We start from the raw sequence: 25,817 nt of genomic DNA on the forward strand, positions 1-25,817 counted from the left end.
GTCCTTGAATCTTGGTTTTCGTAGTTACTTGCTCAACTGCCATGAGGTAAGCTTTACTAGTAGCTTTTCCAAGATGCTTGCATTTAGTATACTTCCCTTTTGTTTGGGTGGGGAAAATCGCTTGAAATATTTGTAGTTTATAGTATTAGTGAGCGTTTATTTTTCCTTTAGCGAAATAGCGCACTATCCAAAAAGCAGATGGAGCAACCAACCCAGTTGCTTGAAGAACTTTAATTTTTATTTCCAAACGTTCTGAATAATTGTAAAAAAAGGTACATATTATCCACCGTACTGAAAACTTGAGATACAACTTTTTTATAGAGACTTGTGTCAGTATTAATACTTCAGGAATTTTATTTACTCTGTTTTTAATACCCTATTCAGGGTTGACTCGATATCAGAAAACTTTTGAATTTGGCAAATAGAGAATTTCAATTTTTTGATGAAATGCGATCGCGTTTATATGTGTGATTTATGAGTCATCGTTCCCACCTAACCATCCTAGTAATTGATGATTGTGCCGAAGATCGGGAGATATATCATCAGTATTTGCAACAGGATAGATTGTATACACATAATATTTTGGAATTTCAGACAGCAAAACAGGCGATGACATGGTGTCAGCAACAGATACCAGATGTGATTTTGCTGGATTATTTATTGCCCGATGACAATGGATTAGGGTTTCTGCAAAACCTGAGAGAAAACCTGAATAATAGCCAATCTGCCGTCATCATGCTCACAGGACAAGGGGACGAAACAATCGCTGTCCGTGCCATGAAAAAAGGCGCTCAGGATTATTTGGTGAAAAATTATCTGACACCGGAAATCTTGCAAAGTGCCATTCATCATGCAGTGGAACTGATGCTGCTGACCCGACAGTTAGAACAAAGTCGGCAACAACAACAACTGATGGCGGCGATCGCTTTACGGATTCGTCAGTCCCTCGATCTAGAAGAAATTTTGACTGTTACAGCCGCAGAAGTGCGCCAGTTTCTTCAGACAGACAGGGTAGTGATCTATCAATTTCAGCCTGATATGAGCGGGACTATAGTGGCGGAGTCCATACTTCCGGGTTGGACAGTGGCTATGGGAGCGCAAATTCAAGATAACTGCTTTAAAAAGGGTGCCGGAGCAGACTATCACAAAGGAAAAAAACGGGCGATTGACGATATAAATCAGGCAGGCTTAACGCCTTGTCATTTGCAGCTACTAGAGCAATTTCAAGTCAAAGCCTGTCTGATAGTACCTATTCTGGTGACAAATAAATTATGGGGATTATTAATTGCCCACCAATGTACTGTACCCCGTCATTGGCGGTCATTTGAATTGGACTTGTTGGATCAGTTGGCCGTGCAAATAGCCATCGCCATTCAGCAAGCGAGTACATATCAGCAAGCACAGGCAGAACTACAAGAACGAAAACGGGTAGAAGCAGCCCTCCGAGAGAGCGAACAACGCTTTCGCCAGATGGCTGATACTGCTCCGGTGCTGATTTGGATGGCTGGATTAGATAAAGCTTGTCAATACTTCAATAAAACCTGGTTGGAATTTACTGGTAAAACCTTAGAAGCAGAGGTAGACGATGGCTGGGCGCAAGGAATACATCCTGATGAATTGCAAGATTGTTTAGATACTTATGTCAATGCCTTTGATGCCCGCGAAAATTTTCAAATGGAATATCGCCTCAAACGCTTTGATGGAGAATATCGTTGGATTTTGGATACAGGCACTCCTCGTTTCACCAGTGAAGGAGAGTTTCTTGGCTACATCAGCTCGTGTGTAGATATTAGCGATAAAATTCTTGCAGAACGGACATTGCAACAACTCAATCTAGAACTCGAAGCCAGAGTTGAAGAACGCACGGCGGCTTTACGGGAAAGTGAAGAACGTTGGTATTTGGCACTACGAGGCAGCAATGATGGTATCTGGGACTGGAACATCAAAACTAGTCAAGTTTTCTTTTCGGCTCGTTGGGAAGAAATGCTGGGCTTCGCTGAGAATGAACTTATCCACAATTTTGAAGCATGGTCAAGCCGAATTCATCTCGACGATCGCGATCGCGTTATGAAGGTGCTGGCTGACCATTTAGCCCATAAAACACCCTTTTTCCAAGAAGAATACCAGATAAAATGCAAAGATGGCTCTTATATATGGATATTAGACCGGGGTCAGGCATTGTGGGATGAATTCAGCAATGCCATTCGTATGAGTGGCTCGGCAACGGATATTACCAGACGGAAGCAGACGGAAGCAGCATTATTAGCCGTTACCAGATTAAAACAGTCTATTTTGGCTAGCATAGATTATGCGATCGTTTCTACCAATTCCGAGGGAATAATTCAAACTTTTAACCTGGCTGCCCAGAAGATGCTGGGTTATACAGCCGATGAGGTTATTGGTAAGTTAACACCAAACACTTTTCACGACCCAGAGGAACTCAAACAACGGACAGATGTACTCTCGCGGGAGATGGGCAGGGAAATTCCCTTTGGAGATTTATCTATGGTGAAAATCCAGCAAGATAGTTGCGAGGTAGAATGGACTTTCATTCGTAAAGACGGTTCGCGCTTCCCTGTTGCTTTATCGGTTAAACCCCTGTGTAATCTGGAAGGACAAATTATCGGCGGTGTGGGGATTGCCAAAGATATCACCCAGCAAAAACAAATTGAAGCTCAACTCCGCAAAAATGCGGCTAACCTCGCATCTGCACAACGGATTGCGAATTTGGGTAGTTGGGAAATGGACTTACAAACGCAACAATTAATCTGGTCAGAAGAGGTATTTCGCATATTTGGTCGTAATCCTGAGTCTGGTACACCAAGCTACAACGAAATGCTCCATTGTATTCATCCAGACGATCGCGATCGCCGTGATTTTGTTTTGCTACAAGCAATGGAACGGGGGCAGCCTTATGAAATAGAGTATCGTTTTTATCGTGCGGATGGAAGTTTAGGTTATTTACTATCACAAGGCGAATTCATCTTAGATATTAATCGTCAACCATGTCAATTAATTGGCACTATCCTTGATATCACCAAACGTAAGCAAACTGAAGAACAACTACGCAACCTTTCAGATCGATTGACCTTGGCGCTCAAGTCAGCCAATATTGGTATCTGGGACTGGGATATGATCCAGGATGCGGAATGGGATGACCGAATGTATGAACTGTATGATTTACAAAGCTCTGATACAGTTGCAGTCTATCAAGACTGGGTAAATAGGCTTCATCCAGATGATCTGGTTCTAGCAGAAACTTCTTTTCAAGAAGCTGTACTGGGAGTAAAAGAATTTGATACAGAGTTTCGGATTATTCTTAGCGATGGCAGTATCCGCTTTATCAAAGCCTCTGCTCTAGTCCAACGCAATGAGCAGGGTGAACCACAGCGGATGGTTGGCATTAACTATGATATTACCGATCGCAAACAAGTAGAGTTAGCTCTGCGGGAGAGTGAACACCGTTATGCTACCTTGACAGAAGCTGCACCAGTTGCTATTTTACGCCTTGATGCTGATAGTAATTGTATCTACGTCAACGAGCGCTGGGGTCTGATGATGGGTAAACCAACAGCAGCAGCATTGGGAAAAGGCTGGTTAGAAAATATACATTTAGAAGACTGCGATCGCCTGTTGATGGACTGCTCTGACCCCTGCGAACAAAGATGTAGGCTACACGAAACTTGTCGGCAAGAGGTCAGATATTTGCGTCCAGATGGTTGCATCACCTGGTTCTATATGCAGATAGTACCCGAAACCAACCCCAGTGGCACGCTTATCGGCTATATAGGAACTCTGACAGATATCACTATTCGCAAAGAAATTGAATCAGAAGTTAATCACCATCGTGATTTGCGAGAAGCAATCTTTAACGAATCAGCCGATGCTCTTTTTTTAGTAGACAGCGATACCCAATTGATTTTTGATTGCAATCGCCGTGCAGTTGAGTTGTTTGAGGTTTCAGAAAAGGAAGAATTAATGAATATTCAGGGGAATACACTACAACGTTACGAATTTACTCCTCAAGAATTGGATGAGATTGTACAGGAAGTGAATCACAAATCTTGGTGGAGTCGGGAAATCGAATATGCTAGCCGCAAAGGTAATTTCTTTTGGGGAAATTTAGCAGCTCAACAAATTACCGTAGCAGGTAAGGCTGTTAATTTGGTGCGATTGTCTGATATTAGCGAGCGCAAAAAAGCAGTAGAACAAATTCAGCGATCGCTAGAAGAAAAAGAAACCTTACTTAAAGAAATTCACCATCGGGTAAAAAACAACCTGCAAATTATCTCCAGTTTGCTGAGGATGCAATCTAGACGCTCTGGTGATGAAACAACTTTGATGCTATTTAAAGAGTCTCAAGATCGTGTACAATCAATGGCTTTGATTCACGAGCAACTGTATCAGTCAGCAGATATTTATGAAATCAACTTTGACAACTACATCAAAAGTCTGACAGATAGCTTATTTCGCTCCTATGGAATCAGTCAAAAAGATATTGTTCCTAATATAGAAATGAATGGCATCAAATTGCCCCTTGATACAGCAATTCCCTGCGGATTGATAATTAACGAATTGGTTTCTAATTGTCTAAAATATGCATTTCCCGAACAAAAGAAAGGAAAGATTACAATTTCTCTGGAACAATCCTCAGAAAATCAATTAATTTTAGCAGTTAAAGATACTGGTGTTGGCATTCTCGAAACATTAGATTGGGAAAATAACGACTCTTTAGGGTTAAGAATTGTGAAAAACCTAGTCAAACAGCTAAAAGGCAATATTTTTTTAGAGTGCGATCGCGGTACTAGCTTCTACATGTACTTCCCCCAATCGTCTTGAAACACTCAATACATCAATTGTTGCTTCTATTACAGGTTGGGATTTTATTTTGGATGCTTTATTTGTATCAAGATTTTCGTGAATTGGTATCAGGAGTGAATGCAAATATGCACTTCTTTTCTCTCAATACAGTTCGGTTAACGTTTTAATATTCTGAAGATCCCCTCGCAGGCGGGGGGATCTTACAGCAGTTTTCATCTATTTGAACCACGCCCAATCAATACTGCTCGGGTTTTGGATTTTAAACTGGAATTTGGTTTGGGGAAAAGGTTACTGGGTTTGGGTTAAAGGTTTATTCTTTCCCCTTTTCCTCAAAACCCGACAAGTATTGGAACCACACCTGTCGTAGGGGTACAAGGCCTTGCGCCCCTACCGCATGGTCTATTTACTTTTTTCCTTTTAACTCTTAAGTATGAAACCCTGCACCTTTTTGACGGATTGCCAAAAAATTAATCTGGACGCTGTTGAGTTAGAACTTGATAAGCATAATTGAAATCATCAGTAGTAATCCTGATATCAGAAGGCTCTGTCAATCCTTGAGAGCGGAAACGCCGAATTGCTTCTACCGCCGCTTGATTGCACAGTAAAGTTAAATCTGCACCATTCCAGTCTTTGCTCATCTCTGCCCAATAGTCTAAATCCACATCTTCCAGGGGTCGTCCTTGACTATGGACTTGCAGAATTGCCAAGCGACTAGCTAAATCTGGTAAATCTACCTTCATCTGTAAATCCAAGCGTCCAGCTCGTAACAAAGCTGGGTCAAGGGCATCAGGTCGATTCGTCGCCCCAATCACCAAGATAGTGCTTCCCACTTCTATACCATCCAACTCAGTCAGTAATTGACCGACTACGCGATCGCTCACTCCCGAATCACCATTGTAACTGCCGCGTGCTGGGGCTAAAGTATCAATTTCATCAATAAATATTACACAAGGCTCTGCCTGACGCGCCTTAGCAAATAATTCCCGCACTGCCTGTTCACTCGCACCTACCCAACGGGTGAGTAGTTCCGGGCCATTGACACCAATAAAATTCGCCCTAGCTTGGGAAGCAACAGCTTTGGCTAATAAAGTTTTACCTGTTCCCGGTGGTCCCCACAATAAGATTCCCTTGGGCGCTAGTGCTTTAGTTTGCAGGTAAAGTTCTGGATAGAGAAGCGCTCCTTCCACTGATTCTCGTAGGGTTTCCTTAATCTTATCCAAACCGCCAATATCTTCCCAGGCGATATGTGGAACTTCCACTTCCACACTCCGCAACACAGCCGGCTTAATTTCTTTGAGTGCTTGTAAAAAGTCAGCTTGGTTAACCGTCATATTTTCGGGAATTTGTCCCTCAATCGAAGAAACTTGACGGCGCAAAGCTGTGTAAGCAGCTTTTTGACAAACGGCTTTCAAATCAGCTCCCACAAATCCCACAGCCCCTTCGGCGATGAAGTCCAAATCAACCGTCTCATCCAAAGGCATCGCACGGGTGAGAATTTCCAGAATATCTCTGCGTCCTTTAGCATCTGGAATCCGAAACTGCACTTCGCGGTCAAATCGTCCAGGACGACGCAAAGCTGGGTCAAGATGGTCGGGGCGGTTCGTCGCAGCCAGAACAATCACACCTGGACTGTGAGAAAAACCATCCATCAGACCCAACAGTTGAGCCACAACGCGTTTTTCCACTTCACCTTCTACAGAATTGCGGTCTGGAGCTAGGCTATCGATTTCATCAATGAAGATAATACAGGGAGCATTCTTAGCAGCTTTCTCAAAGATGCCGCGCAGTCTTTGCTCGGCTTCACCGTAGTATTTGCCGATGATTTCCGGCCCCACAATAGCAATGTAATTAACGCCAAGTTCTTCAGCTAAAGCACGCGCAGTCAGGGTTTTACCAGTACCAGGAGGGCCAACTAAAAGTACACCCCTGGTTGGTTCTAGCCCCAGTTTAGCTAGCAAATCAGGGCGTTTTAAGGGAATAGCGATGAGTTCTTTGAGTTCTTTGAGAATCTCATTAAGTCCTCCGATATCTTTCAAAGCATTACCAGAAGGGGCATCAGGTGGTGCAACTATGTCAGGTGTAGCTCCATTCCCTGCATCAGAATTAGGAGAGGGTTGGGTGTGGATACGGCTTGTACCAATATCGTTAGCCATATTATTAGGACGCGGCATATTCCCAGACCGAGGAATATTGCTCATAGAACGGGAGTTAATCTGGAAATCCGTCTTAATTTCTCCCTTTTCTACTTTTTCTTCTAAAGTCTTAACTAATTCAATGAACTGTTCAAATCCCTTAAATAAATCAGCCATACAATAACTCCAAGAATCTTGAAAAATTTACTTTGCTTTTGTCACATTTATATTTTATTTTTAGTTAATTCCTCAACTTCAAATAAAAGATTTGCCGCTCCCTGAATCCGGGCCATAGGCTCCACAGAACGGGGTAAACCAGGTAGCCGAATCATAGTTTGTTCTGGAAAGAGACTGCCATCAATTTCTACCTCTCGACTGTAACGATTCTGAACTACATAACGCTGATTAACATCCATATTTTTTAGAGACTCTGTTAAACGTATATGTTCAGATATGATTGCCACTTCCGACTGAATTACACCAATGAATTGAGTATGTTGGGGATTTTTTAAATTCTTTTGCGCTTGTACAACTTGTTGGCGTAAATGTCGTAAGCGTCCAATAAAATCAACTCTACCCAAAACATCTTGATATTTTATCCACAATTTAAATATCCAAGATAACCAATCACCTAAAGCCGATGGCATTTCTAAAAATTGGAGAAGATGACCAGTTGGTGCTGTATCTAAAATAACTAAATCTTGCTGCTTACTGTCCAATAAATCCATCACAGTAATTAGGGCTAGCATCTCATCAATACCTGGTAAAGCTTGAGACATAATCTGCCGCCATGCCTCTGGAACATAAGCAACATTATATGTTGTATCTGTTTGCGAACCTTCACCACTAATCATATCCGCTAATTCCCAAAGATAATCTACGCGGAACTTTTCTAAAACTTGATGAGCATCAATTTCTTGGCCAGTCAAATTAGATGCTAAAGATATAGGCTCATGTCCTAATTTTTTCCCAAAAGCATCTCCTAAAGAATGCGCTGGGTCTATAGAAATGACCCGAATATTTTTATCTGGATGTTGTTGGGAAGAAGCCCAAGCGATAGCGGCTGCTACTGTCGTTTTACCTACACCTCCTTTACCACCAACAATAATTAATTTGCATCCTTCATTGAGAAAATCATGGAAGCTAGGTAAAACTTTAGCAGGCCATTGAATCAGTGGTGGTAGAGCAAGTTCAACACTTTCTATTTGTTTAATTTGGGCTGCTAGAGAATCTAAAGCCACGTCGCCCAAGGGTTCTACCCTCTGCTGCGGTAAGATAAAAACAGGGTGATTAGGGCTAAGTTCTAAGTATTTTTTCAGGAGATTTTGCTGTTCAGCATAACGATCTGGCTCTAGCTCCGAATTTAGCAAAATTCGATTGATGAATAATCCGGCATAAGGAACTTCTAAAGTTTCTAAACTATTTAAAAACCGCTCAGTTTCTAAAAAACACATGGGTTCAGAAATACCTACCACCAAACAACCTGTAAATTTTTCATCTTGCAGTAAGCGTCTGCCTTCTGCTAATTCGGTTTTCATGTCTACTAAAAAGTTATCGACTTCATCAGCCGTATAACTGCCTTTAAAACTTTTAGTGATTACCCGATGTTTTTCTTGAAACAATTCTAAGGAATTTAAAATAACATCTAAAAAATCTTTTAAGCCTAATAAATTTAAGGTATGTCCAGAAGGAGCCATGTCTATAACTACACGATCTACCTTTTTTTCAGACAGTAAACGTTCAATTTCTAGCAATCCCATTAATTCATTTAAGCCAGGCCAGTTTAAATCCCATACCGGTGCTAAATCGCCTCCATCAGCTAAACTGCCACGCTCTACCAGCATTTCTAAAAAGTGGCTATATTTGGCTTTAAATGCCAATAATAGTTTTTGAGCATCCAGCGCTTGAACACTCAAGTTAGGTAAATCTGTTAATGGTAAAGCAATATCTTTAACTTCTGATTGCAATACATCACCTAAAGAATGTGCAGGATCTGTAGAAATTAACAGAATTTTTTCTTGAGGGAACTTTCGCGCCCAATAACGTGCAAAACTGCAAGAAATGGTAGTTTTACCAACTCCACCCTTGCCACTAAACATAAGTAGATGCAACGAATCATAGTAGTTCATAATTAAAAAATCCCTGAAAAAACTTGTGAGTAATAATTAAATAAAGTGATAAGGAGGAAGAGGTTCTCCCAAGATTAAAGTCCAATGAGGGCATTTTTGTTGCAAGCTTAATACTTGTTCTAAAAGTAAAGCTTTATTCTGGCGATCGACTAAAAGATGAAACCGTACTTCTTCTGCATGATCTTGAACGATCGCAGATGATTGATAAGTTTCTGTAATTAAATTAATTAGATAAGATTTTTCCTCATTTTGGGCAGCAAAAAAGCTTTTCTGCTGTTCATAGTATTGTTTCTTGGCTAAAAAATAATCTCTGCCATTTGTCCCAGATGCCTTGGCAAGTTCTTCAACTTTTTGGGGCATGACCTTTAAAGTGTATTCGTTTTTTCCTTGAATGTTATTTAGTTTATCTTGATATTCCTGAGCATGGGATTCTATATGGTTTAGCAATGTATCTTCAGAAAGAAAATAAGTGCCAAAACGCAAAGGTAAAACTGTCATCTGACGAGATAGCTCACAGATAACGCGATCGTGGGCTAAAACCATTTTTATGACTTGCTCATCGTCATTTTGGCTTGATTCTAAAGATATTCCAGGTTCTACAACAGCTGAAATATTCTTGCCATTAATTAAGAATAATTCACCCAGATTGCCAGATGGCAAATCCACAGGTAAATCATGAGTATTGAAAAATGCGTAAGTGTAGAAATTCTGCGATCGCATGATTTTAACCAGATAAAAAACTAGGCAATTTAATCCACAGTAACTAAAACAATCATCTTGGCATATAAATAAAAAAAATGCTGATTTTTATAAAACTATTTACATTCTTAAAATCTTAGTTATAATGCTATCAAATATACAGGTTAACACCATGAGAAGAATACGTAGCCAAGGAATAACCAGACCAAAAATTAGCACAATGCCTCGTAATCAATCTGAGGCATCTAATCAATTAGAGCTTTATAAGCTAATCACAGAAAAACAAAGGATTAAGCAAGAGTTAGTTTTTATTGAGCAGCGAAAAGTGCTACTTACAAAAGATTTATCTACACTCCAAAGCCAGATAGATGCGACAGACAAGAATATTAAGCATTTACGTGGTTCTGAGTTAAGAGTTCCTCCAGTAGCGCGTCCAAAAATCTTCTTTGAAACTAATAACTACAAGGCTTTTGATATTGAATACTAAGCTCTCAAGCCTTGCCAAATTAGTTGAAAGTAAGAACAAAAAGTAAACAACTAACCCGCGAAAGCGGGTTATTAATTGTTTAATTTTCTAGATTAACTAGCTAGAGGTAAATAAATTAACTTTTGTAGTCAGAAGCTTAGTATCCAGTGCTTAACCAAAAACTAATTTATTACCTTTAGCCTCTAGCTTTTTCATCCGTTATAAGTATATACAGATCATGATGACTAGTTATTATGGTGATAAAACTAGATTTTCATTATCTTCGTATTCTTTTACAAATACGTCTTTCTCTTGGTAAACTTCATTCTCTTCAGATACATCTATAAACTCAGATTGCACTGAATAATCTTCATATTCATCTTCTTCATCTTCAGCTTCTAGAGCCAGGCGAGACTCTTCTTCCAATTCCAAAGCTTGAATTTTCAAGAGAAGTTCTTCTTCTTGGGCATCAAATTCTTCTTCAGAAAAATCGCCCATATCAAACTTTAATTGCAGACTCAATAATTGTTTATGGAGATTTTCTTGAGCATCAAATTCAGTATTAGTACGTTCTTGAATTTGTTCTCCAATCCACATAAGTCCACTAATTGGCCCCATGACTGGTAATAGTAAGATTTTCCCTAGCATAATCTTGACTCCTATGAAGCAATTTGAGCAAAAGTATAAGGTGCAGTAAAGTTGTTGTAGCGAATGCGTAAACGTTCACCAAATTTTTGATCAATCGCTTCGACTTGTTCGCTAAATATAGTTTCTTGTTCCCAAGGAATCAAAAAGGCAGCGTTATAAATCATGTCTTCTGTCATTGGAGCATTTTCGATCATCTCATCTGCCAATGGTTTTAACTCATCAAAAAACACTTGAATGATTGATTCCTTGCGACTTGCTAAATTATTTTCAATTAATTGTCCAATGTGAATCACCTCCTCCATACTTAATGCCTTTCCTTCCATTTGGTCTCGCTTTTTTTTCAAGTCTTTATGAGACTCCATCAAGGCCTCTAATTCATACTTACTGTCCCAAAAAATCTTAACGCTGACCTCTCGGCGCCCAGCTAATTTTTGGAATAGCTCTTGTAACTGCTCTTTATATGGTTGAAGTAGTTGTGTAGATACTGTTTCCCAATTTTTCACAACTAATCCAAAACGTAAAGGCAGTAAGGTTCTAAATCCAGCTTGCATAGCTTGTTCTAGAACCTTTTCGTGGTTAATTAAATTGCGTCGAGAAGCTAAATACTTTTCTTGTTGTGCCTCTGAATATAAAAAAGTAAATCCATCGATTACTTGACTATAGACAGGTTGAGAATCCAATCCTTTAATAGCAACTGTTTCTGGAATTGGCTCAGGAAAAATCCCGTATACGTAAAGACCAAATGTCATAATGCTAAAGAATGCTCAAACTAAAGTAATTATCAAAATTTACGCAAGTGTTAGAGATTTATTGATGAGGATATCAAGAGTCAATAGTCCAACTTGATTTAACTTTTGATTGTGGACTATTAACCACCTCTATTCTTGTTATAGTGTGCCAGTTGTGTAAGTCTTATTTGTAATTACAACGGCCTTGAGGTTAAAACTAACCGCAACTTAAGATGAATGAGATTGAGTTGAGCTATACCTAAATCTACTTCACCGTCCACAACAATTCCGGTATTTAAAAGACGGTCTAGTAGTTCCAGTATAGAAGGCTGATTCCCAATCTCACCTGGATAATAAGATCCGGGTGATGGCAAAAGACTACCAACTTCTCCTAAATGTATATTCAAGTCTGCTGGTTCAATCTCAAAAATCTCACACAAGTTTAAAACTTGTTCTTCTAGCTTTTGCAAACTTTCGCCTGCTCGTTCTAAATCAGATTCGCTGAGAGAGTTTTGTTCCATACGCCGAATTACTTGTGCTTCCATCAGCTGGCGTACTAGTTCCACTACAGTCAAAAGTAAAGGAGCTAAACCTGCTTTGCTGTTAGCTTTAGAAGTGGTAGGTAGCAAATCAGGAGACTTTTCAGAGGGAGTAAAAACCATTGCCATGATGCTATCTACCTTTTCTAAAAGTATTGAATTCGACTTAATCTTGGTATAAATTGGACATGGATTGCTTTGACATTTCCAAAAACTGATTAAGCCTCAACTTGGGAATCCTTTTCCAATTGGCCATTTACTTCGTATATGGGCTGGAGATCGTCTTGATTCTTGGCTGCGAATGTAGCTTCATCTTTCACATTTGCAGATGTGAGTATACGTAGCTGTGATTCTAGACTTTCTAGCCGTTGTTGAAGTTGTTGGTTTTCTTCAACTAAACGTTGAGCTTTGGTACTGAGATATGGGTCACTTTCCCACCAATTTATACCCATCTCACGAGCTTTATCAACTGAAGAAATTAACAGACGAATCCGAATATGTATTAGTTCAGTTGAGGCAATAGATATAGAAATGTCACCAGCAATCACAATTCCTTTATCTAAAACTCTTTCGAGAATATCTGCTAAGGTGGAGCCTTGCGTAGATGTAGGAACTACTCTATTTGAGTTAACTTGAGGGCGTGTTGGGTGTAGTGGGGTAGTAGTCACAATTAATTCGGCTCTTCAATGGTATATAAACGATTGTTCTTACTCACTAAGCTTTTTTGCTCTAAAGCATTGAGAGCATTAGTTGCTGAGATCCGGTTGAGGTTGAATTCTTTTTGAATCACAACTAATGCTGCACTTTTGCGCTGTTGTAGGTATTGATAAATTTCCTTCTCGAAGGGAACAGGGTGATCTACAACTGGGTGTTCTGGGTCTTCTGGATGAAGATCGCTAAAATTAGAATCGATGATGGTTGGAAATCCGCCTTCATCGATCACTTCGCTCTCTTCTGTACGAATCGCATCTGTATCCTCTGCTGTGATACTATTGTGCGATTCCTCTACTGCCAGTACTCTTACGTGGTTCAGTAATTCTAGGAAAATCGTTGTGGCTTCGCTAGCAGACAACTTAGTGCGGTTGAACAGCACATCTGCACAAATTTCCCGAAAATCAGAATTTTCTAGTGATACCAAAATATTGTGTTCCGCACATACCTTAGCAATCACCAAACAAGACCGCAATCCTGATGTCTTCTCGCCACCTGTACGTAAGCGAAATGCTTTAACCAACTGCACAATTAAGTGAGCATCTGGTCTATTGATGCCTGTTTTATTAGCTAATATCTCGGTTTGAGTTAGCTCATCCGGTTCTGGCATATTAATAGTGACCAACCGATCGATTAAAGCATCCTGAGTCGCATGGACTCCGTAATACTCTTCTGGGTTGGAGGTGAAAATAGCCCGAAATTGGGGATGAACATGCAGATATTCTGGCTGATTACTACTGGGAGGAAGAGTCAGAATTTTTTCTTCTAAAGCAGAGAGCAAGACGTTATTCACTTCTGGTCGTGAACGGTTAAATTCGTCATAGACCAAGGTTAAGCCTTCTCGACAAGCTAGAGTTAGTCTAGAATCAACCCAATTTTGTTTAAATTCGTCTTCGACTTTGAGAACGCTGTGAATGTAGTTGTCCAGTAACTTTTTATGGGTGTAACCCGATTCACTACCAATCAAATCAGAACTTTTAAATTCATCATCTCCGAAAATTAACATGATTGGTCTATCAAGACAGTTAGCCAGGTGCATGGCTAAGGTTGTTTTCCCAGTACCTGCTGGGCCACGTAAGTGAATTGCAAAGCCTGATGCGAGATAACGCAACGCCCGAATTACTACCTGCTCAATCGCTGGTGTGATGACAAATTGCCCTGGACGGACACGAAGAACAGCTCTTTTGTTGTTATTTGCAGTGATAGTCATAGATTACGATGATGAAAAATAGCTTTTCGAGACAAAAAACTCAGAATGTTGCAATTTGGAACTTGATATGCTATTCTAGTTAAACAGATTAGCAAGCCAAAAGTTAATGCTTGTTAATTCCAAAAACCAAGCTCAAGCAAAACTTTAAGACTTGATAACTCAGTAACACTAAATTAATAGATAGAATAGAATATCTAAACTTTTACACTAAAACTCATTGTTGAATTCGCCCCCTTTTCTGACCAGTTATTTAACTGCAAGATTAGGGGGTTTTACTATTTAATCTAGTCAGCCAACAGATTACCAATTCTCTAAAATAAATCTAGAGCAAGGAGGAAAGGAGAATGAACTGTAATTTAGAGAAAGGGTATTAACTCCCTTGGTCAGAGCGTTGACTAATGACTAAATATGCGTGCCAAAAATGCTCACAAACAAATCCTGACGAAATTGATGCAGATATTGCTTTTGTGCTTTGGCTTGCTCAGTTCTGTTCTTTGCTGTTTCTGCTAGAAATTCGTGGGTTGTTTGCTCAAGTTCTTGGTAGAACTCCTGCAAAAACTTTGCTTGAGCTTGAGCTTGAGCAAACCTTTCTTTAGTAGCTTCTGTGAGAAACTCGCGGTTTGTTTGCTCAAGTTCTTGGTGGAGAGCTTGAGCTTGAGCAAGCCTTTCTTTATTAGTTTCTGTGAGAAATTCGTGGGTTGTTTGCTTAAGTTCTTGGTAGAACTCATGCAAAGACTTTGCTTGAGCTTGAGCTTGAGCAAACCTTTCTTTATTAGCTTCTGTGAGAAACTCGCGGTTTGTTTGCTCAAGTTCTTGGTGGAGAGCTTGAGCTTGAGCAAGCCTTTCTTTATTAGTTTCTGTGAGAAATTCGTGGGTTGTTTGCTTAAGTTCTTGGTAGAACTCATGCAAAGACTTTGCTTGAGCTTGAGCTTGAGCAAACCTTTCTTTATTAGCTTCTGTGAGAAACTCGCGGTTTGTTTGCTCAAGTTCTTGGTGGAGAGCTTGAGCTTCAGCAAGCCTTTCTTTAGTAGTTTCTGTGAGAAACTCGCGGTTTGTTTGCTGTAGGTTTTGGTGGAACTGATGCAGATATTGGGCTTGCTTTTTGGCTTGCTCTTCTCTGTTTGCTGTTGTAGCGGACAAGAATTCATGAGTCTCTCTAAATAGTTGGGATACTTCCTCAGCTATCGACTTATGCTCTTGCCGGATTTTTTCCATTAAAGCCGTCATGAGATTCTCCGCAATATTATTAAAATCGGGAATAAACTACATTAAATGGACACTTAATATCCAGATAATGTAGCTCAAACAATATCTGCTCTTGGCATTTTATCCTTTGATAAATCTTGATTGAGAAGTATCAAGATAATCGACGAAGAACAGAATACCAATCAGAATTACTTCTACCAAGTCTCTATGAAGATAGGCTGATTTGCAATAAATGAAAACGAACTGTAAAGAAAAGAACCCAAGGAGATCAGTTATCCAGGAAATTTGCCACAGCTGACTTCACAAAGAAATAGTTTTAGTAATTCTAATTTGATTGTATCTACTTAATAACTAAGCAGGTACAGCGGCTGACTGTGTTAAGCCTACAGCTTCTGCATATTTCAAGTAGGTTTCAACAGAAGCAATGACGATCCGAGCTTCGATTGCAAGTAATTCAATACCAACTAGGGAAACACGTACCCAAGCATCTATAACGATACCTTTATCCAAGATACGGTCAATAACTTCTGCCAAACTTGAAGAAGAATTGGTTTTTTCGACTGCCATGATTTTAGACCTTAACTCAGTGTTGTGTTGATATTTATCTGGTCGGAAGTAGAATATCATAATTACCTAGTAGGTAATTTCGATATTCTAGAATCTACTTAATAATTAAGCAGGTACAGCGGCTGACTGTGTTAAGCCTACAGCTTCTGCATATTTCAAGTAGGTTTCAACAGAAGCAATGACGATCCGAGCTTCGATTGCAAGTAATTCAATACCAACTAGGGAAACACGTACCCAAGCATCTATAACGATACCTTTATCCAAGATACGGTCAATAACTTCTGCCAAACTTGAAGAAGAATTGGTTTTTTCGACTGCCATGATTTTAGACCTTAACTCAGTGTTGTGTTGATATTTATCTGGTCGGAAGTAGAATATCATAATTACCTAGTAGGTAATTTCGATATTCTAGAATCTACTTAATAATTAAGCAGGTACAGCGGCTGACTGTGTTAAGCCTACAGCTTCTGCATATTTCAAGTAGGTTTCAACAGAAGCAATGACGATCCGAGCTTCGATTGCAAGTAATTCAATACCAACTAGGGAAACACGTACCCAAGCATCTATAACGATACCTTTATCCAAGATACGGTCAATAACTTCTGCCAAACTTGAAGAAGAATTAGTTTTTTCGACTGCCATGATATTAGACCTTAACTCATTGTTGATTTTTAGTATTAGCTAGGCATTTGCCTTTGCTCTCTACTGAATCAAATTAAACATACGTTTTCAAGAATGTAAAGAGTTTATCTGTATAAAAAATGCAAAAAGATAGTCAATCAACAACAATTGAGAGCTTTGATGTTTAATTCATGTTGATTTAATATAAAATTTCAATTGGAATGTAAGCTTTAATATTTAATTCTGTTTGTTTTGTAATCTTTAACGTATTATTTTTAAATTTGTAATTTTTTAAAATTATTTTTACTCAATATGTTGATTTACATTGGACAAGTGATTTAGTAAGTAAATACACCGTAAGTTTTTTACCTTATTTTCTAAAGCTACGTGATATTACAGTTATTAAAATCTTGAAAAATTAAGTTAGGATGTTTTGAAGAATTATCTTGCAACAAAAATCGTATCTGCTCGTTGAAGAAAGAGACAAGGGGAGAAATCAGATGGAGATTCAAACCCCACCTGATTTAAATCCACCAAAAAGTAAGTGGTAGGGGTCTTAAATCCGCATTGCGTTGCCGCAAGCTCTTTGTCTCCTCATCCCTTTGTTCTCTTCGATAAATCGGGGTAGGAAGAAAAATTACTATTCGGTTCACAATTCAAGGGCTACAAACAAGTAATCGTTCAAGACATCTTACTGAAAACTGATAACGTAGTGTTCTGTAAGCAAAAAGACTACTCAACAAAGGGCAGAAAAACTTACCTAGCTTCTCTAGCAGCAGGATACGACAGAGAGTTCAATCCAGTAAAAGCCTTAGTTATGAGCTTTTACTACAGGGGTAATTTCACTCAAAGCAAGCTATTAGAGTTTTTAGAGAATATTGGTATTTCGATAGAAGCAGGATATTTATCGAATCTACTAACTAAAAGAAGATTTTAAACCTGAGTTGAACTAAGTATACATACAAGGATTAGCAAGTAGTCTCTATTAGTATTTTGACCTGTAAAGACAACGGCATTTTATAGATAGCGTAAACAAAAAACCTCCCACTAGTACCGCAAGGCGGAATTAAAAATTAAAAATGAATACAGCATAGGGGTTTCGTTGATTTGGAATGATTGGTTTATTTCTGCCGTGTTGTACTAGTGCGCTCATCTTTTATTTTTTTATGTACAAATTAGGTAAATAACTATATTTATAACTGTTCTATCTGTAAGTTTTGTGGTACATAAGCCAGGCTATAGTATGTTTGCCTTGAATGCTAATAAATCTGGAAAATATTGAATTATTGGTAGAGGCAATAACTTTATATTTAAATAGAATTTATTGTGCATAATGTCCTGATTAAAAGATACAAGTGACGAAACATTAATTAATGTATGTTAAGACAGAGAAAATGAATAATACCCATTACACTAATCCTACTTTTGAGCAGCTTTTTTCTCAGATTAATCCAGAAATTGCAAGTACCTTCACTGATAAGCAAATAGAAGCACTAAAAAGGGGTTTTAGCTATAATAAGTCTTCTCGTCATTTTTTAGACATAAGAGTTTCAATACCAATTCCCAGGCTAGGGTTTTATCTAGTTTTGTTAGCAGGTTCAGAACGTCGCTCTCAAAACCGCTTACGCTCTGAAAAAGGTTTATATCCTTTTTGGACTCTTAGCAATAGCTTGTTTGTCATAGGATTTTTAATCATTCTATCGATTTGTTGTTTTACAATATTTTCCTTTGTATTGTCTTCTCTGAATCTCACATCTCCTCTGTCTTACCCTACATCAATTCCTTGGATTTATGATAAATCAGAATGTGAATACACTGATAGAGTTTGGCGTGATGATAAGTGCTGGGATTATGAACACAGTCCTAATTTTTAAACTTTAGTTTTAGTCAGGTAAAAAGCAAGATGTCTCAAAATAATTCAAAGAAAAACTCTTCCAAAAAAGACCCTTTCGAGCAACAGCTTTTTACTCGTATTCCTCCTGAAATAGTAGCTACTTTTACCAATGCACAGTTAACTGAGCTAAAAAAAGCATTTAATGACCGTATTTATAAACGTCATGTTGTTGATATTAGAGTTTCTATACCATTTTTCGTGAAGCGATTTTATGTAGTTTTTCTATTAGGTAAAGAAAAGCGCTTCAAAAAGCGTGAATAAATATGATTGACTGATAAAAACCTAAGTTGAAGAAATTTAAACAGAGAAAAAGGAGGTGCAGATTTCCATAACGAGTAATTTCGCTGTATTCTAACTGGTGGCTAAACACAGACAGAAAAACAAATGGAAGCGACCTCCCGTTTAGGTGATAACCTGCGGTATTTACTGAGCGAATCAAAAATACTAGTAGATACTAGCACTGAAAAACGCTGATTTGGATAGTGATTGCGTTAATTTGGTGAGAGTATATCAATTTGACCAAATGTACAAAGTCGAGCGTTGTTTGCTCAGAGTTTTGACATCCTCCTCAGCCTAAAGGCGTGAGGATTCCAATCTAATCAAACAGGCTTAATTGTATGAATTCTTGGTGGGTTGACGCTTCGCAGGATGCTGCTACCTTTGCGATAGTCTGACGCTTTCCTCCACGCCCGTTTTGAGCCTCCGAATATCCTCCGGCGGCTTTAATATTAGCCGCGGCATTCACATCCCTATCGTGTGTAGATTCGCAATTTAAGCAAATCCACTCACGGATTGAAAGGTCAAGTTTGCCGCCTCTAAATCCACAACATGAACAAGTTTGGCTTGTTGGTTCCCATCTGCTGATGACACGGAACTCACGCCCGTATTTTTCGGCTTTTCCTTCTAAGAATGTTCTGAACTGCCGCCATCCTAAATCGCTAATTGCTTTGGATAGTTTGCGGTTTTTGAGCATTCCTGAGACGTTTAAATCTTCTAAGATAATCGCTTGATTCTCACGAATTAACCTAGTTGATAACTTGTGCAAGAAGTCTGTCCTGGTGTCCTTAAGCTTTGCTTGTAGTTTAGCTTTGCGCTTACGGGCTACTTCGTATCGTTTAGATCCTCTTATTTTGCGAGATAGATTTTTACTAAGTCGGCGCAACCTTCCAATACGTTTTTTTAATGGTTTCGGCGCGTCCACTTTCTCGCCAGTACTGAGAGTAGCGAAAGTAGTTATACCTAAATCTATGCCAACAGCATTGTCTAGTTGTGGTAGGGGTGACGATTGAATCTCTACCACAAAACTCACAAAGTACCGTCCTGCTGCATCTTTAAGAACAGTTACAGACGATGGCTCGGCAGGTAACGCCCTTGACCAAACAACTTCCACCTGCCCAATTTTGGCAAGATAGACCGATGTTTGGCAAACCTTAAATCCACCTTTGCGAAAACGAGCAGACTGAGCAGCCCGACGCCTTTTAAACTTGGGAGGCCGGACAGGCTTACCCTTACGTTCTTTCTTGCCTGATTTAAAAAAGTTTTGGTATGCCTGTTCTAAGTCGTTTAAGGATTGCTGCAAAGGAATGTTTGAGACTTCAGATAACCAAACTCTTTCATCTGTTTTTTTTGCTTGAGTGATAAACAGCTTTTGTAAGTCTGCACCACTCGGCTTCTTGTTACCTGTTTGATATTCAGTCTTGCAATGAGCAAGTGCATCATTCCACACCACACGAACGCACCCAAACAACCTGCTCAATAGCAATTGTTGGGTATCAGTCGGATAGATTCGGTAACGATAGCGTGCTTTCATAGTAAGATTATATCATTTGGTCTACCACTATGAATAAAGAATATAGACGCGGTAAACACAGTGTTACATCTCTTAAGTCTCATTTGGTCTTTGTCACTAAGTACCGTAAAAAGATATTTGATGCCCAACGACTAGAAGTGCTGATTGAATCATTTTTTGAAGTAGCTAAGAAAATGGATTTTAGTATTCTTGAGGTTAACGGGGAAGGCGATCATGTTCATTTACTGGTTGAATACCCACCAAAATATTCTGTATCTCAACTAGTGAACCACCTCAAGGGTGTATCTTCGAGAATGTACCGGAAACAATTTACAGACTCGCCCCATTCCGAACACCTCTGGAGTCCTTCTTACTTTGCTTGCTCTGTGGGAGGCGCACCGATTGAAGTATTGAAAAAGTATATTAAGAATCAAAATTCGCCCTAGAAGGGCGTTCGCGCAGCGTCTCGCAGAGAGGCTTGAATCCCATTCTTTTGGTCAAAATCACCTTGGCGCTGGCTATGTATGCAGGCACGCAAAAAATCATGTTCTTGACAAGAATAAATCACTGAAACGATGGATTCTGGTCAAAAAATTCAGTTTCGGGATTAGCTTGTTCAGTTTTTGACTCGGCTGTTGTTTTCTTGGTGCTGGCGGTGTCGCTATTCGTAAAATTAGCTCTAATAACCAAGGGGAAATGCGTTGACACAACACGGCTAAATGACTTTGCCATCCAACTAAAATTTCTGATGAATCATTTTGCATTCCGGTGACGAGTGCTTTAGCCACTTGTTGAGGAGTCATGGGGATCACCCAGCGAAATAATTTTAAGTCGCGCACCATGTCTGTGTCTGTCAGGGAAGGCAGTAATGCAATCACACGAATATTGTGTTCAGCTAATTCTTGACGCAAGGCTTGGGTAAATCCTAAGATGGCAAACTTAGTTGCTGAGTATGTCGCCATCGTTGGTGCTGCCACTTTCCCCATCAGGCTCGATACATTGACAATTGTCCCTTGTCTTTGGCTGGCCATGCGTCGAGCAATCAAACTAGTGAGGTTGTACATTCCTAACAAGTTCACAGAGAGTTCTTCTTGAACTTGGGGCATTTTAGATTGCAAAAATGAGCTTTGGTATGCGACTCCCGCACAATTAACCAGCAGGTGAATCTGTCCGTAATTGCGCCAGAGTTGAGCGACAGCGATATTTACTTCAATTGTTTGAGTCAAATCTAAGGCGACGATCGCAGCTTCTGTACCCATAGCCTCGATTTCCTTGGCTACCTCCAATAACTTGCGGCGATCGCGTGCTACCAATATCATCTGTTTAATGCCTTGTTGCGCTAATTCGATGGCGATCGCTCGTCCAATTCCACGCGAAGCCCCTGTAATTAGGGCAACTTTACCTTGAATCTCCATTAGTTTTATTCTCCAAAATTTAAGTCTTACCGAACTTTTCGTTATTGCCGATACACACAAGCAAGAGCTACTTACTTGTCGGCACAAAGTAAGACAAATAATCAATTGCAATTGAAATCAAACTGAAACTAAGTTTTTAGCAACGAGACATTTCTTGGTTAATCTGCAATCCCTCATAGTTGTCTATATGAGGCAGCAATTTCTCGTTTTGAATCCGTCAAAGCTTAAGACACTTAGCTGAATGGGTATAGCTCATAGATTCTACTTCTCTTAGATCCGAGCGCTTATCAGCATTGTTGTCACACAACACTTTAGCAATTAAATTAAGGTATTGCAATATTCTTTAATCAGAATTTCTTAATCATTGTTAACAGCAGTATATATATATAGAAAATACTTTATTAAATAAGTTTTTATTAATACCTAAGTATAAATATCTTACTTTCCTGACAATTAACTCCGATTTTGCGAAATGGTTATATCTAAGTCATAAGTTATAAATATATAAGAGATAATTTTAATTTATAGTTGTAATAGTTAGTTAGAATTTCTCACTTATTCATAGATTGCTAGCAACATATATTTAGCAAGGGTTTTAGCATTAGCATAAACTGAGTTATAAACCAATACAGTTCAGTTAAGCATTTATTTCTTCTCTCAGTGCCCTCTGCGCCTCTGTGGTTCGTTAAAAAACTTGACTTTGCCAAAAGATTTTAGCCTTAACTGAACCGTATTGAGTTATAAACAATTCATTTTAATATTCTGGTGAAAAATTTTTCTTACTCTCAAAGAGTAATTCACTTATTTGTACCTAATCAGGAAGTTTTTTATTACTAATAAAGAGTTATTTCGTTGGAAATAAGCTAATTTATATAGCAGTTCTCAATTGCGTGAAATACAGACTTAACCCCCAGCCCCTTAAGAGCTAGCGTTGGGGAGTGAGCATCAAAGCCTCTCTCCTTTTAAGGCGTGTATACACAAGTCAAATTACCCCCCTTAATCCCCCCGATGCATTGGGGGGAAACAAGAAAATCTAGTTCCCTCCCCTTTGCAAGGCTACGGTGTACACATATCTCTGTACAAAACCAAAATGTTGTAGATCCCCCTAAATCCCCCTTTTTAAGGGGGACTTTGAGAGCTTTTTGCCCCCCTTTTTAAGGGGGGTTGGGGGGATCAAAAGCCTGTGGCGCAACTCTACAAGACTTGTGTGTACACCGTAGCCAATACATACGGGGAGGGCTACGGTGGGGTAAAAATGACGCGAAAAACCAGGTGAGTAAACTATTTCAGACTTATGTATACACCGTAGCTTCTAAAAGGAAACAGGTTTGGAGAGAGGTCAAAATGTATTGCTTCCATTCGAGAAGCGCTATAATTTCGGGCATGGTTGATTTGTTTTCTTTATCAAATTATCAAGGCTTGTGATTATCTAGATAGTTTTGAGATGCTTATTAGTTTTTATTAGAAAAGAAGGTGCGTTTCCCCTAGCCTCAAGTCCTTAAATACCAATTAGATAGCTAGGAATTAGAACCTTTTTTCATATTCTATTTTGTCTAAGTCCCGTCAATTGCCTATATTGGCGTAAAATTACTATTGCCAAATAGTAATTTTACGTATAGATTGATCTCGTGTTTAGGTAAATAATTTTTACAAAAGGAATATCATTGATGCATGAAACACAAAACATTACTAATGGTAGTGATACTTATGAAATGATTAGCATTAACTCTGCTTGCTGGAACTCAGGGAAAATCCTGTTAACTTTTCTGCTAATGTTGACAGATATTTCTATCCAATCGGCAGTTGCTGCGGATAGGGTTATTTCTGAAAATCCAGAGACTCAATCGAGACTATCTAGACTTAATACACAACCAAAGATTAGCTTAAGACAAAGGTTGCTGGTATCTCAAAAAAATAATAATGTTGCTGACTTAGAGACTGTAAGTATTAGTGATGGTTTTAGTGCTAACGTTAAACCTAAAATCTTCAATGAAAAACAACAGGCTGCTTCTTTAAAAACTAACAATTTTTTTAAAAAACAACAGAATGCATCTTTAACTGAATCAGCCAACACTCAAACCCGAAAGGCGATTTTTGTCTCTCAAGTAAATTCTTCAAATCTGAGTCCAGCACAGCAGTTGATGATATCACCCAACCAAGGCGATCGCCAGATTCTATCCCAAACTGCAACTCCCTCTGCTGGCTCTGAAACTCCACTAAATGATAGTGAATTACGCCAAAACCTAAAAATTAAGCCTTTGTTGGGAAGCGCAGGTGTTAAACAAACCTATCCTCCTAGCCTTAGCTTTGGGATTCCTAGTGCTTTCGGGGCTAACATGGGAGACTTTTTCTTTGCAGCATCGGCAGCAAATCGCAAGGAAGCAAATGGCGATGCAGGTTTCGATGGCAGTACAAGTGTCGGTTTTGGTTTGGGAGACAGCCAGAAATTAATCGGTTTAGAAGTCTCCTTTAACAACGGTAGTATTAAAAACTTTGGTGCTAATGGGACTTTCGATCTTAAAGCCCACCGTGTTCTCTATGCTGGTAGTAAAAATCAAGTTGCCGCCGCAGTTGGCTGGAATACTTTTGCTCAGTATGGTAATGAAGCAATAGCTGATTCTACCGTCTATGGTGCGGTTACAAATGTCTCCGTGTTGCAACCTAATAATCCTAATAATAAAATGCCATTGGCGCTCACAGTGGGAGTGGGAGGCGGTAACTTCCGCCCAGGAAATGACAGTGTTGGGGTATTTGGAGGATTTGGTTTACAAGTTCATCCTCAAGTTGGTGTTGGTGCATCTTGGAGTGGAGTAGGTCTAAACGCTGGAGTTTCTTTTGTTCCGGTTCCAACTATTCCTCTTACAATTGTACTTCAAGGTTCAGACCTCACGGATAGGACACCTGGCGGTACTGCTTTCATTATCAGCATCGGCTATGGTTTCAATTTCCTGCCTAAATAAATACCTTATCTCTAGAGAATCACCATGAGAAAAATCAAGTCTTTCATTCTTGCTTTTAGTCTGAGTCCTCTGCTGTTGAGTGCTTGGCAGTTACCAAGCCAAGCCCAACTCAGCCAAGATAGTCCAAGTAAAGGAACAGCTGGTTCAGTTAGTGGTAATAACGGAGGTGCTGCTAGTATTAGCGTTTTTTCAACCCCTGTCACTGTTCAAACCGGTGGCGCCACAACATCAGGCAACATTACAGCCACAACTAATGCTAGTGGAACACTTGTAATTACCGTTTCGCCTGCGATTCAAACAGCTGTGAATACGGCTGGACAAAATGCTGTTGTGGCGTTACAAACTGGCGGTTTGACACAACAAGAAGTTGCATCGTTGATTGCATCGGTGGCTCCTACTATTGTGAATAGCACTCAAGCGCAAGTTCCTGGTGGGATCTTGCTTCAAACAGGTACTGGTCTGGGACAAAGTTTTTCCACTCTAGGGGCTGCTATTGCATCTCTAAGTACCTCAATTTCTGCACTGCCTGCCAATGGCTCTATTTCTTTGCAAATTGGTGGTACCACAATAGTTATATCTAATCCATAGAGATCATTATGAGCCAGTTCAAGTCTTTACTAATTTCCCTAAGTCTTAGTCCCCTACTTTTAGGATTGGGGAATTTTCCAAGTCAAGCACAAACCCTTAATAGTTTATCAGGAGAAACCATCACAAAGGTGGTTACACTCAAAAAAACTAATGGGGAAAATCTTAGTTTTAAAATCGCTGGGGCACCCGATAAAGTTAACAATGCAGCCATTGTTTTAGCAACTGTGTTGGGAGTAGGAGTTGATGCTAGTGCTGCCAAGACCGTTATTCCCATCGTTTTAGCCGGGGCTGATCCTGTATTGACAACCGATTTAATTCTCAACCTCGACGGCTTGGTTAGAGATCAGACTGGGGTCAATATAACTAAGCTTAATCAGGCGATTAATGCCTACAATAGCATTGTTGACAAAGCTGATACAAATTCCCTAAAAGCTCTAAATAACACTCCCGAATTTACTGCTATTGGAGGGTTATTGCGAAATATCAGAGAGCGATTAGGTTAAATATTTTGGCGTTGCACAATCAAAGGATGACTCTTGTTGGATGGTATATTGTCTGCCCGAAAAAGCAGGTACGGGCAATATGCCCATCCCACAATAATTTTAAAATCATCCCGCGATCGCTATGAGTTAAGTAAGCTTTGAACCGTATCGCGGCAGTCCCTACCCTCAACTCTTAGTAGGGTAGGTATCAG

22 protein-coding genes are annotated in these 25,817 nt (G+C 39.4%); 8 read left to right on the plus strand and 14 right to left on the minus strand.

What is annotated here, in order from left to right; translation table 11 throughout:
• The first annotated feature begins 474 nt into the window (after positions 1-474).
• On the plus strand, positions 475-4,839 hold the full coding sequence (locus tag HWQ42_RS04850) for a PAS domain S-box protein (RefSeq protein ID WP_292809817.1): 4,365 nt from the start codon (positions 475-477) through the stop codon (positions 4,837-4,839).
• Between the two features lie 449 nt (positions 4,840-5,288).
• Here the strand turns inward: HWQ42_RS04850 and HWQ42_RS04855 are convergent, their stop codons facing one another.
• The 3 genes from HWQ42_RS04855 to HWQ42_RS04865 are packed head-to-tail and all read right to left on the minus strand — an operon-like array spanning position 5,289 to position 9,802.
• Positions 5,289-7,130: an AAA family ATPase gene (locus HWQ42_RS04855; RefSeq protein ID WP_292809819.1), complete on the minus strand. Its 1,842-nt coding sequence runs from the start codon at positions 7,128-7,130 to the stop codon at positions 5,289-5,291.
• A 47-nt stretch (positions 7,131-7,177) separates the two neighbouring features.
• Entirely contained in the window at positions 7,178-9,082 is a 1,905-nt protein-coding gene (locus HWQ42_RS04860; protein WP_292809821.1) for an ArsA family ATPase, read from the minus strand.
• 36 nt (positions 9,083-9,118) lie between these two features.
• Positions 9,119-9,802, minus strand: coding sequence for a GvpL/GvpF family gas vesicle protein (locus tag HWQ42_RS04865; RefSeq protein ID WP_292809823.1), 684 nt, complete (start codon positions 9,800-9,802; stop codon positions 9,119-9,121).
• A 151-nt stretch (positions 9,803-9,953) separates the two neighbouring features.
• On the opposite strand from HWQ42_RS04865, the gene HWQ42_RS04870 reads away from it, so the two are divergent.
• The gene (locus HWQ42_RS04870) at positions 9,954-10,268 is read left to right on the plus strand and encodes a gas vesicle protein (protein ID WP_292739044.1); all 315 of its coding nucleotides are present in this window, start codon (positions 9,954-9,956) and stop codon (positions 10,266-10,268) included.
• Positions 10,269-10,499: 231 nt separating this feature from the next.
• Here the strand turns inward: HWQ42_RS04870 and HWQ42_RS04875 are convergent, their stop codons facing one another.
• From HWQ42_RS04875 to gvpA (HWQ42_RS04915), 9 genes are all read right to left on the minus strand, one after another.
• Positions 10,500-10,895, minus strand: coding sequence for a gas vesicle protein GvpG (locus tag HWQ42_RS04875; protein WP_292739046.1), 396 nt, complete (start codon positions 10,893-10,895; stop codon positions 10,500-10,502).
• Between the two features lie 11 nt (positions 10,896-10,906).
• Complete coding sequence (locus tag HWQ42_RS04880; protein WP_292739048.1) at positions 10,907-11,644, minus strand: GvpL/GvpF family gas vesicle protein; 738 nt, start codon at positions 11,642-11,644, stop codon at positions 10,907-10,909.
• Positions 11,645-11,817: 173 nt separating this feature from the next.
• Positions 11,818-12,285, minus strand: coding sequence for a gas vesicle protein K (locus HWQ42_RS04885; RefSeq protein WP_292739299.1), 468 nt, complete (start codon positions 12,283-12,285; stop codon positions 11,818-11,820).
• A 95-nt stretch (positions 12,286-12,380) separates the two neighbouring features.
• Complete coding sequence (locus HWQ42_RS04890) at positions 12,381-12,830, minus strand: gas vesicle protein (protein WP_292739050.1); 450 nt, start codon at positions 12,828-12,830, stop codon at positions 12,381-12,383.
• Positions 12,831-12,832: 2 nt separating this feature from the next.
• On the minus strand, positions 12,833-14,083 hold the full coding sequence (gene gvpN / locus HWQ42_RS04895; protein WP_292809825.1) for a gas vesicle protein GvpN: 1,251 nt from the start codon (positions 14,081-14,083) through the stop codon (positions 12,833-12,835).
• Positions 14,084-14,485: 402 nt separating this feature from the next.
• Entirely contained in the window at positions 14,486-15,310 is an 825-nt protein-coding gene (gene gvpC / locus HWQ42_RS04900; RefSeq protein ID WP_292809827.1) for a gas vesicle protein GvpC, read from the minus strand.
• A 330-nt stretch (positions 15,311-15,640) separates the two neighbouring features.
• Positions 15,641-15,856, minus strand: a complete 216-nt coding sequence (gene gvpA, locus HWQ42_RS04905; RefSeq protein ID WP_015080752.1) for a gas vesicle structural protein GvpA — start codon at positions 15,854-15,856, stop codon at positions 15,641-15,643.
• A gap of 105 nt (positions 15,857-15,961) precedes the next feature.
• Entirely contained in the window at positions 15,962-16,177 is a 216-nt protein-coding gene (gvpA, locus tag HWQ42_RS04910) for a gas vesicle structural protein GvpA (RefSeq protein WP_015080752.1), read from the minus strand.
• A 105-nt stretch (positions 16,178-16,282) separates the two neighbouring features.
• Positions 16,283-16,498: a gas vesicle structural protein GvpA gene (gene gvpA / locus HWQ42_RS04915; RefSeq protein ID WP_015080752.1), complete on the minus strand. Its 216-nt coding sequence runs from the start codon at positions 16,496-16,498 to the stop codon at positions 16,283-16,285.
• 1,373 nt (positions 16,499-17,871) lie between these two features.
• Here gvpA (HWQ42_RS04915) and HWQ42_RS04920 point away from each other — a divergent pair.
• Positions 17,872-18,351, plus strand: coding sequence for a hypothetical protein (locus HWQ42_RS04920; RefSeq protein WP_292809829.1), 480 nt, complete (start codon positions 17,872-17,874; stop codon positions 18,349-18,351).
• 29 nt (positions 18,352-18,380) lie between these two features.
• On the plus strand, positions 18,381-18,632 hold the full coding sequence (locus HWQ42_RS04925; protein WP_292809831.1) for a hypothetical protein: 252 nt from the start codon (positions 18,381-18,383) through the stop codon (positions 18,630-18,632).
• A gap of 334 nt (positions 18,633-18,966) precedes the next feature.
• On the opposite strand, the gene HWQ42_RS04930 is transcribed toward HWQ42_RS04925, so the two are convergent.
• Positions 18,967-20,181 (minus strand): RNA-guided endonuclease TnpB family protein, encoded by a 1,215-nt coding sequence (locus HWQ42_RS04930; RefSeq protein WP_292809833.1) that lies wholly within the window; start codon positions 20,179-20,181, stop codon positions 18,967-18,969.
• 29 nt (positions 20,182-20,210) lie between these two features.
• Here HWQ42_RS04930 and tnpA point away from each other — a divergent pair, with 29 nt between their 5' ends.
• The gene (tnpA, locus tag HWQ42_RS04935; RefSeq protein WP_292809835.1) at positions 20,211-20,606 is read left to right on the plus strand and encodes an IS200/IS605 family transposase; all 396 of its coding nucleotides are present in this window, start codon (positions 20,211-20,213) and stop codon (positions 20,604-20,606) included.
• 96 nt (positions 20,607-20,702) lie between these two features.
• Here tnpA and HWQ42_RS04940 read toward each other — a convergent pair whose 3' ends face one another.
• Complete coding sequence (locus tag HWQ42_RS04940; RefSeq protein WP_292809837.1) at positions 20,703-21,575, minus strand: SDR family oxidoreductase; 873 nt, start codon at positions 21,573-21,575, stop codon at positions 20,703-20,705.
• Positions 21,576-23,242: 1,667 nt separating this feature from the next.
• On the opposite strand from HWQ42_RS04940, the gene HWQ42_RS04945 reads away from it, so the two are divergent.
• The 3 genes from HWQ42_RS04945 to HWQ42_RS04955 are packed head-to-tail and all read left to right on the plus strand — an operon-like array spanning position 23,243 to position 25,626.
• Positions 23,243-24,535 (plus strand): hypothetical protein, encoded by a 1,293-nt coding sequence (locus tag HWQ42_RS04945; protein ID WP_292809839.1) that lies wholly within the window; start codon positions 23,243-23,245, stop codon positions 24,533-24,535.
• A gap of 24 nt (positions 24,536-24,559) precedes the next feature.
• Positions 24,560-25,123 (plus strand): hypothetical protein, encoded by a 564-nt coding sequence (locus HWQ42_RS04950; protein WP_292809841.1) that lies wholly within the window; start codon positions 24,560-24,562, stop codon positions 25,121-25,123.
• Between the two features lie 8 nt (positions 25,124-25,131).
• Positions 25,132-25,626, plus strand: a complete 495-nt coding sequence (locus HWQ42_RS04955; RefSeq protein ID WP_292809843.1) for a hypothetical protein — start codon at positions 25,132-25,134, stop codon at positions 25,624-25,626.
• Positions 25,627-25,817: the final 191 nt, after the last annotated feature.

The organism is Nostoc sp. JL23, from assembly GCF_017115065.1.
Classification (GTDB): Bacteria; Cyanobacteriota; Cyanobacteriia; order Cyanobacteriales; family Nostocaceae; genus Nostoc; species Nostoc punctiforme_A.

Coding starts and splice junctions, on each gene's coding strand:
- HWQ42_RS04850 (WP_292809817.1), top strand. CDS start 475: ATGAGTCATCGTTCCCACCTAACCATCCTAGTAATTGATGATTGTGCC.
- HWQ42_RS04855 (WP_292809819.1), bottom strand. CDS start 7,130: ATGGCTGATTTATTTAAGGGATTTGAACAGTTCATTGAATTAGTTAAG.
- HWQ42_RS04860 (WP_292809821.1), bottom strand. CDS start 9,082: ATGAACTACTATGATTCGTTGCATCTACTTATGTTTAGTGGCAAGGGT.
- HWQ42_RS04865 (WP_292809823.1), bottom strand. CDS start 9,802: ATGCGATCGCAGAATTTCTACACTTACGCATTTTTCAATACTCATGAT.
- HWQ42_RS04870 (WP_292739044.1), top strand. CDS start 9,954: ATGAGAAGAATACGTAGCCAAGGAATAACCAGACCAAAAATTAGCACA.
- HWQ42_RS04875 (WP_292739046.1), bottom strand. CDS start 10,895: ATGCTAGGGAAAATCTTACTATTACCAGTCATGGGGCCAATTAGTGGA.
- HWQ42_RS04880 (WP_292739048.1), bottom strand. CDS start 11,644: ATGACATTTGGTCTTTACGTATACGGGATTTTTCCTGAGCCAATTCCA.
- HWQ42_RS04885 (WP_292739299.1), bottom strand. CDS start 12,285: ATGGTTTTTACTCCCTCTGAAAAGTCTCCTGATTTGCTACCTACCACT.
- gvpN (WP_292809825.1), bottom strand. CDS start 14,083: ATGACTATCACTGCAAATAACAACAAAAGAGCTGTTCTTCGTGTCCGT.
- gvpC (WP_292809827.1), bottom strand. CDS start 15,310: ATGACGGCTTTAATGGAAAAAATCCGGCAAGAGCATAAGTCGATAGCT.
- gvpA (WP_015080752.1), bottom strand. CDS start 15,856: ATGGCAGTCGAAAAAACCAATTCTTCTTCAAGTTTGGCAGAAGTTATT.
- gvpA (WP_015080752.1), bottom strand. CDS start 16,177: ATGGCAGTCGAAAAAACCAATTCTTCTTCAAGTTTGGCAGAAGTTATT.
- gvpA (WP_015080752.1), bottom strand. CDS start 16,498: ATGGCAGTCGAAAAAACTAATTCTTCTTCAAGTTTGGCAGAAGTTATT.
- HWQ42_RS04920 (WP_292809829.1), top strand. CDS start 17,872: ATGAATAATACCCATTACACTAATCCTACTTTTGAGCAGCTTTTTTCT.
- HWQ42_RS04925 (WP_292809831.1), top strand. CDS start 18,381: ATGTCTCAAAATAATTCAAAGAAAAACTCTTCCAAAAAAGACCCTTTC.
- HWQ42_RS04930 (WP_292809833.1), bottom strand. CDS start 20,181: ATGAAAGCACGCTATCGTTACCGAATCTATCCGACTGATACCCAACAA.
- tnpA (WP_292809835.1), top strand. CDS start 20,211: ATGAATAAAGAATATAGACGCGGTAAACACAGTGTTACATCTCTTAAG.
- HWQ42_RS04940 (WP_292809837.1), bottom strand. CDS start 21,575: ATGGAGATTCAAGGTAAAGTTGCCCTAATTACAGGGGCTTCGCGTGGA.
- HWQ42_RS04945 (WP_292809839.1), top strand. CDS start 23,243: ATGCATGAAACACAAAACATTACTAATGGTAGTGATACTTATGAAATG.
- HWQ42_RS04950 (WP_292809841.1), top strand. CDS start 24,560: ATGAGAAAAATCAAGTCTTTCATTCTTGCTTTTAGTCTGAGTCCTCTG.
- HWQ42_RS04955 (WP_292809843.1), top strand. CDS start 25,132: ATGAGCCAGTTCAAGTCTTTACTAATTTCCCTAAGTCTTAGTCCCCTA.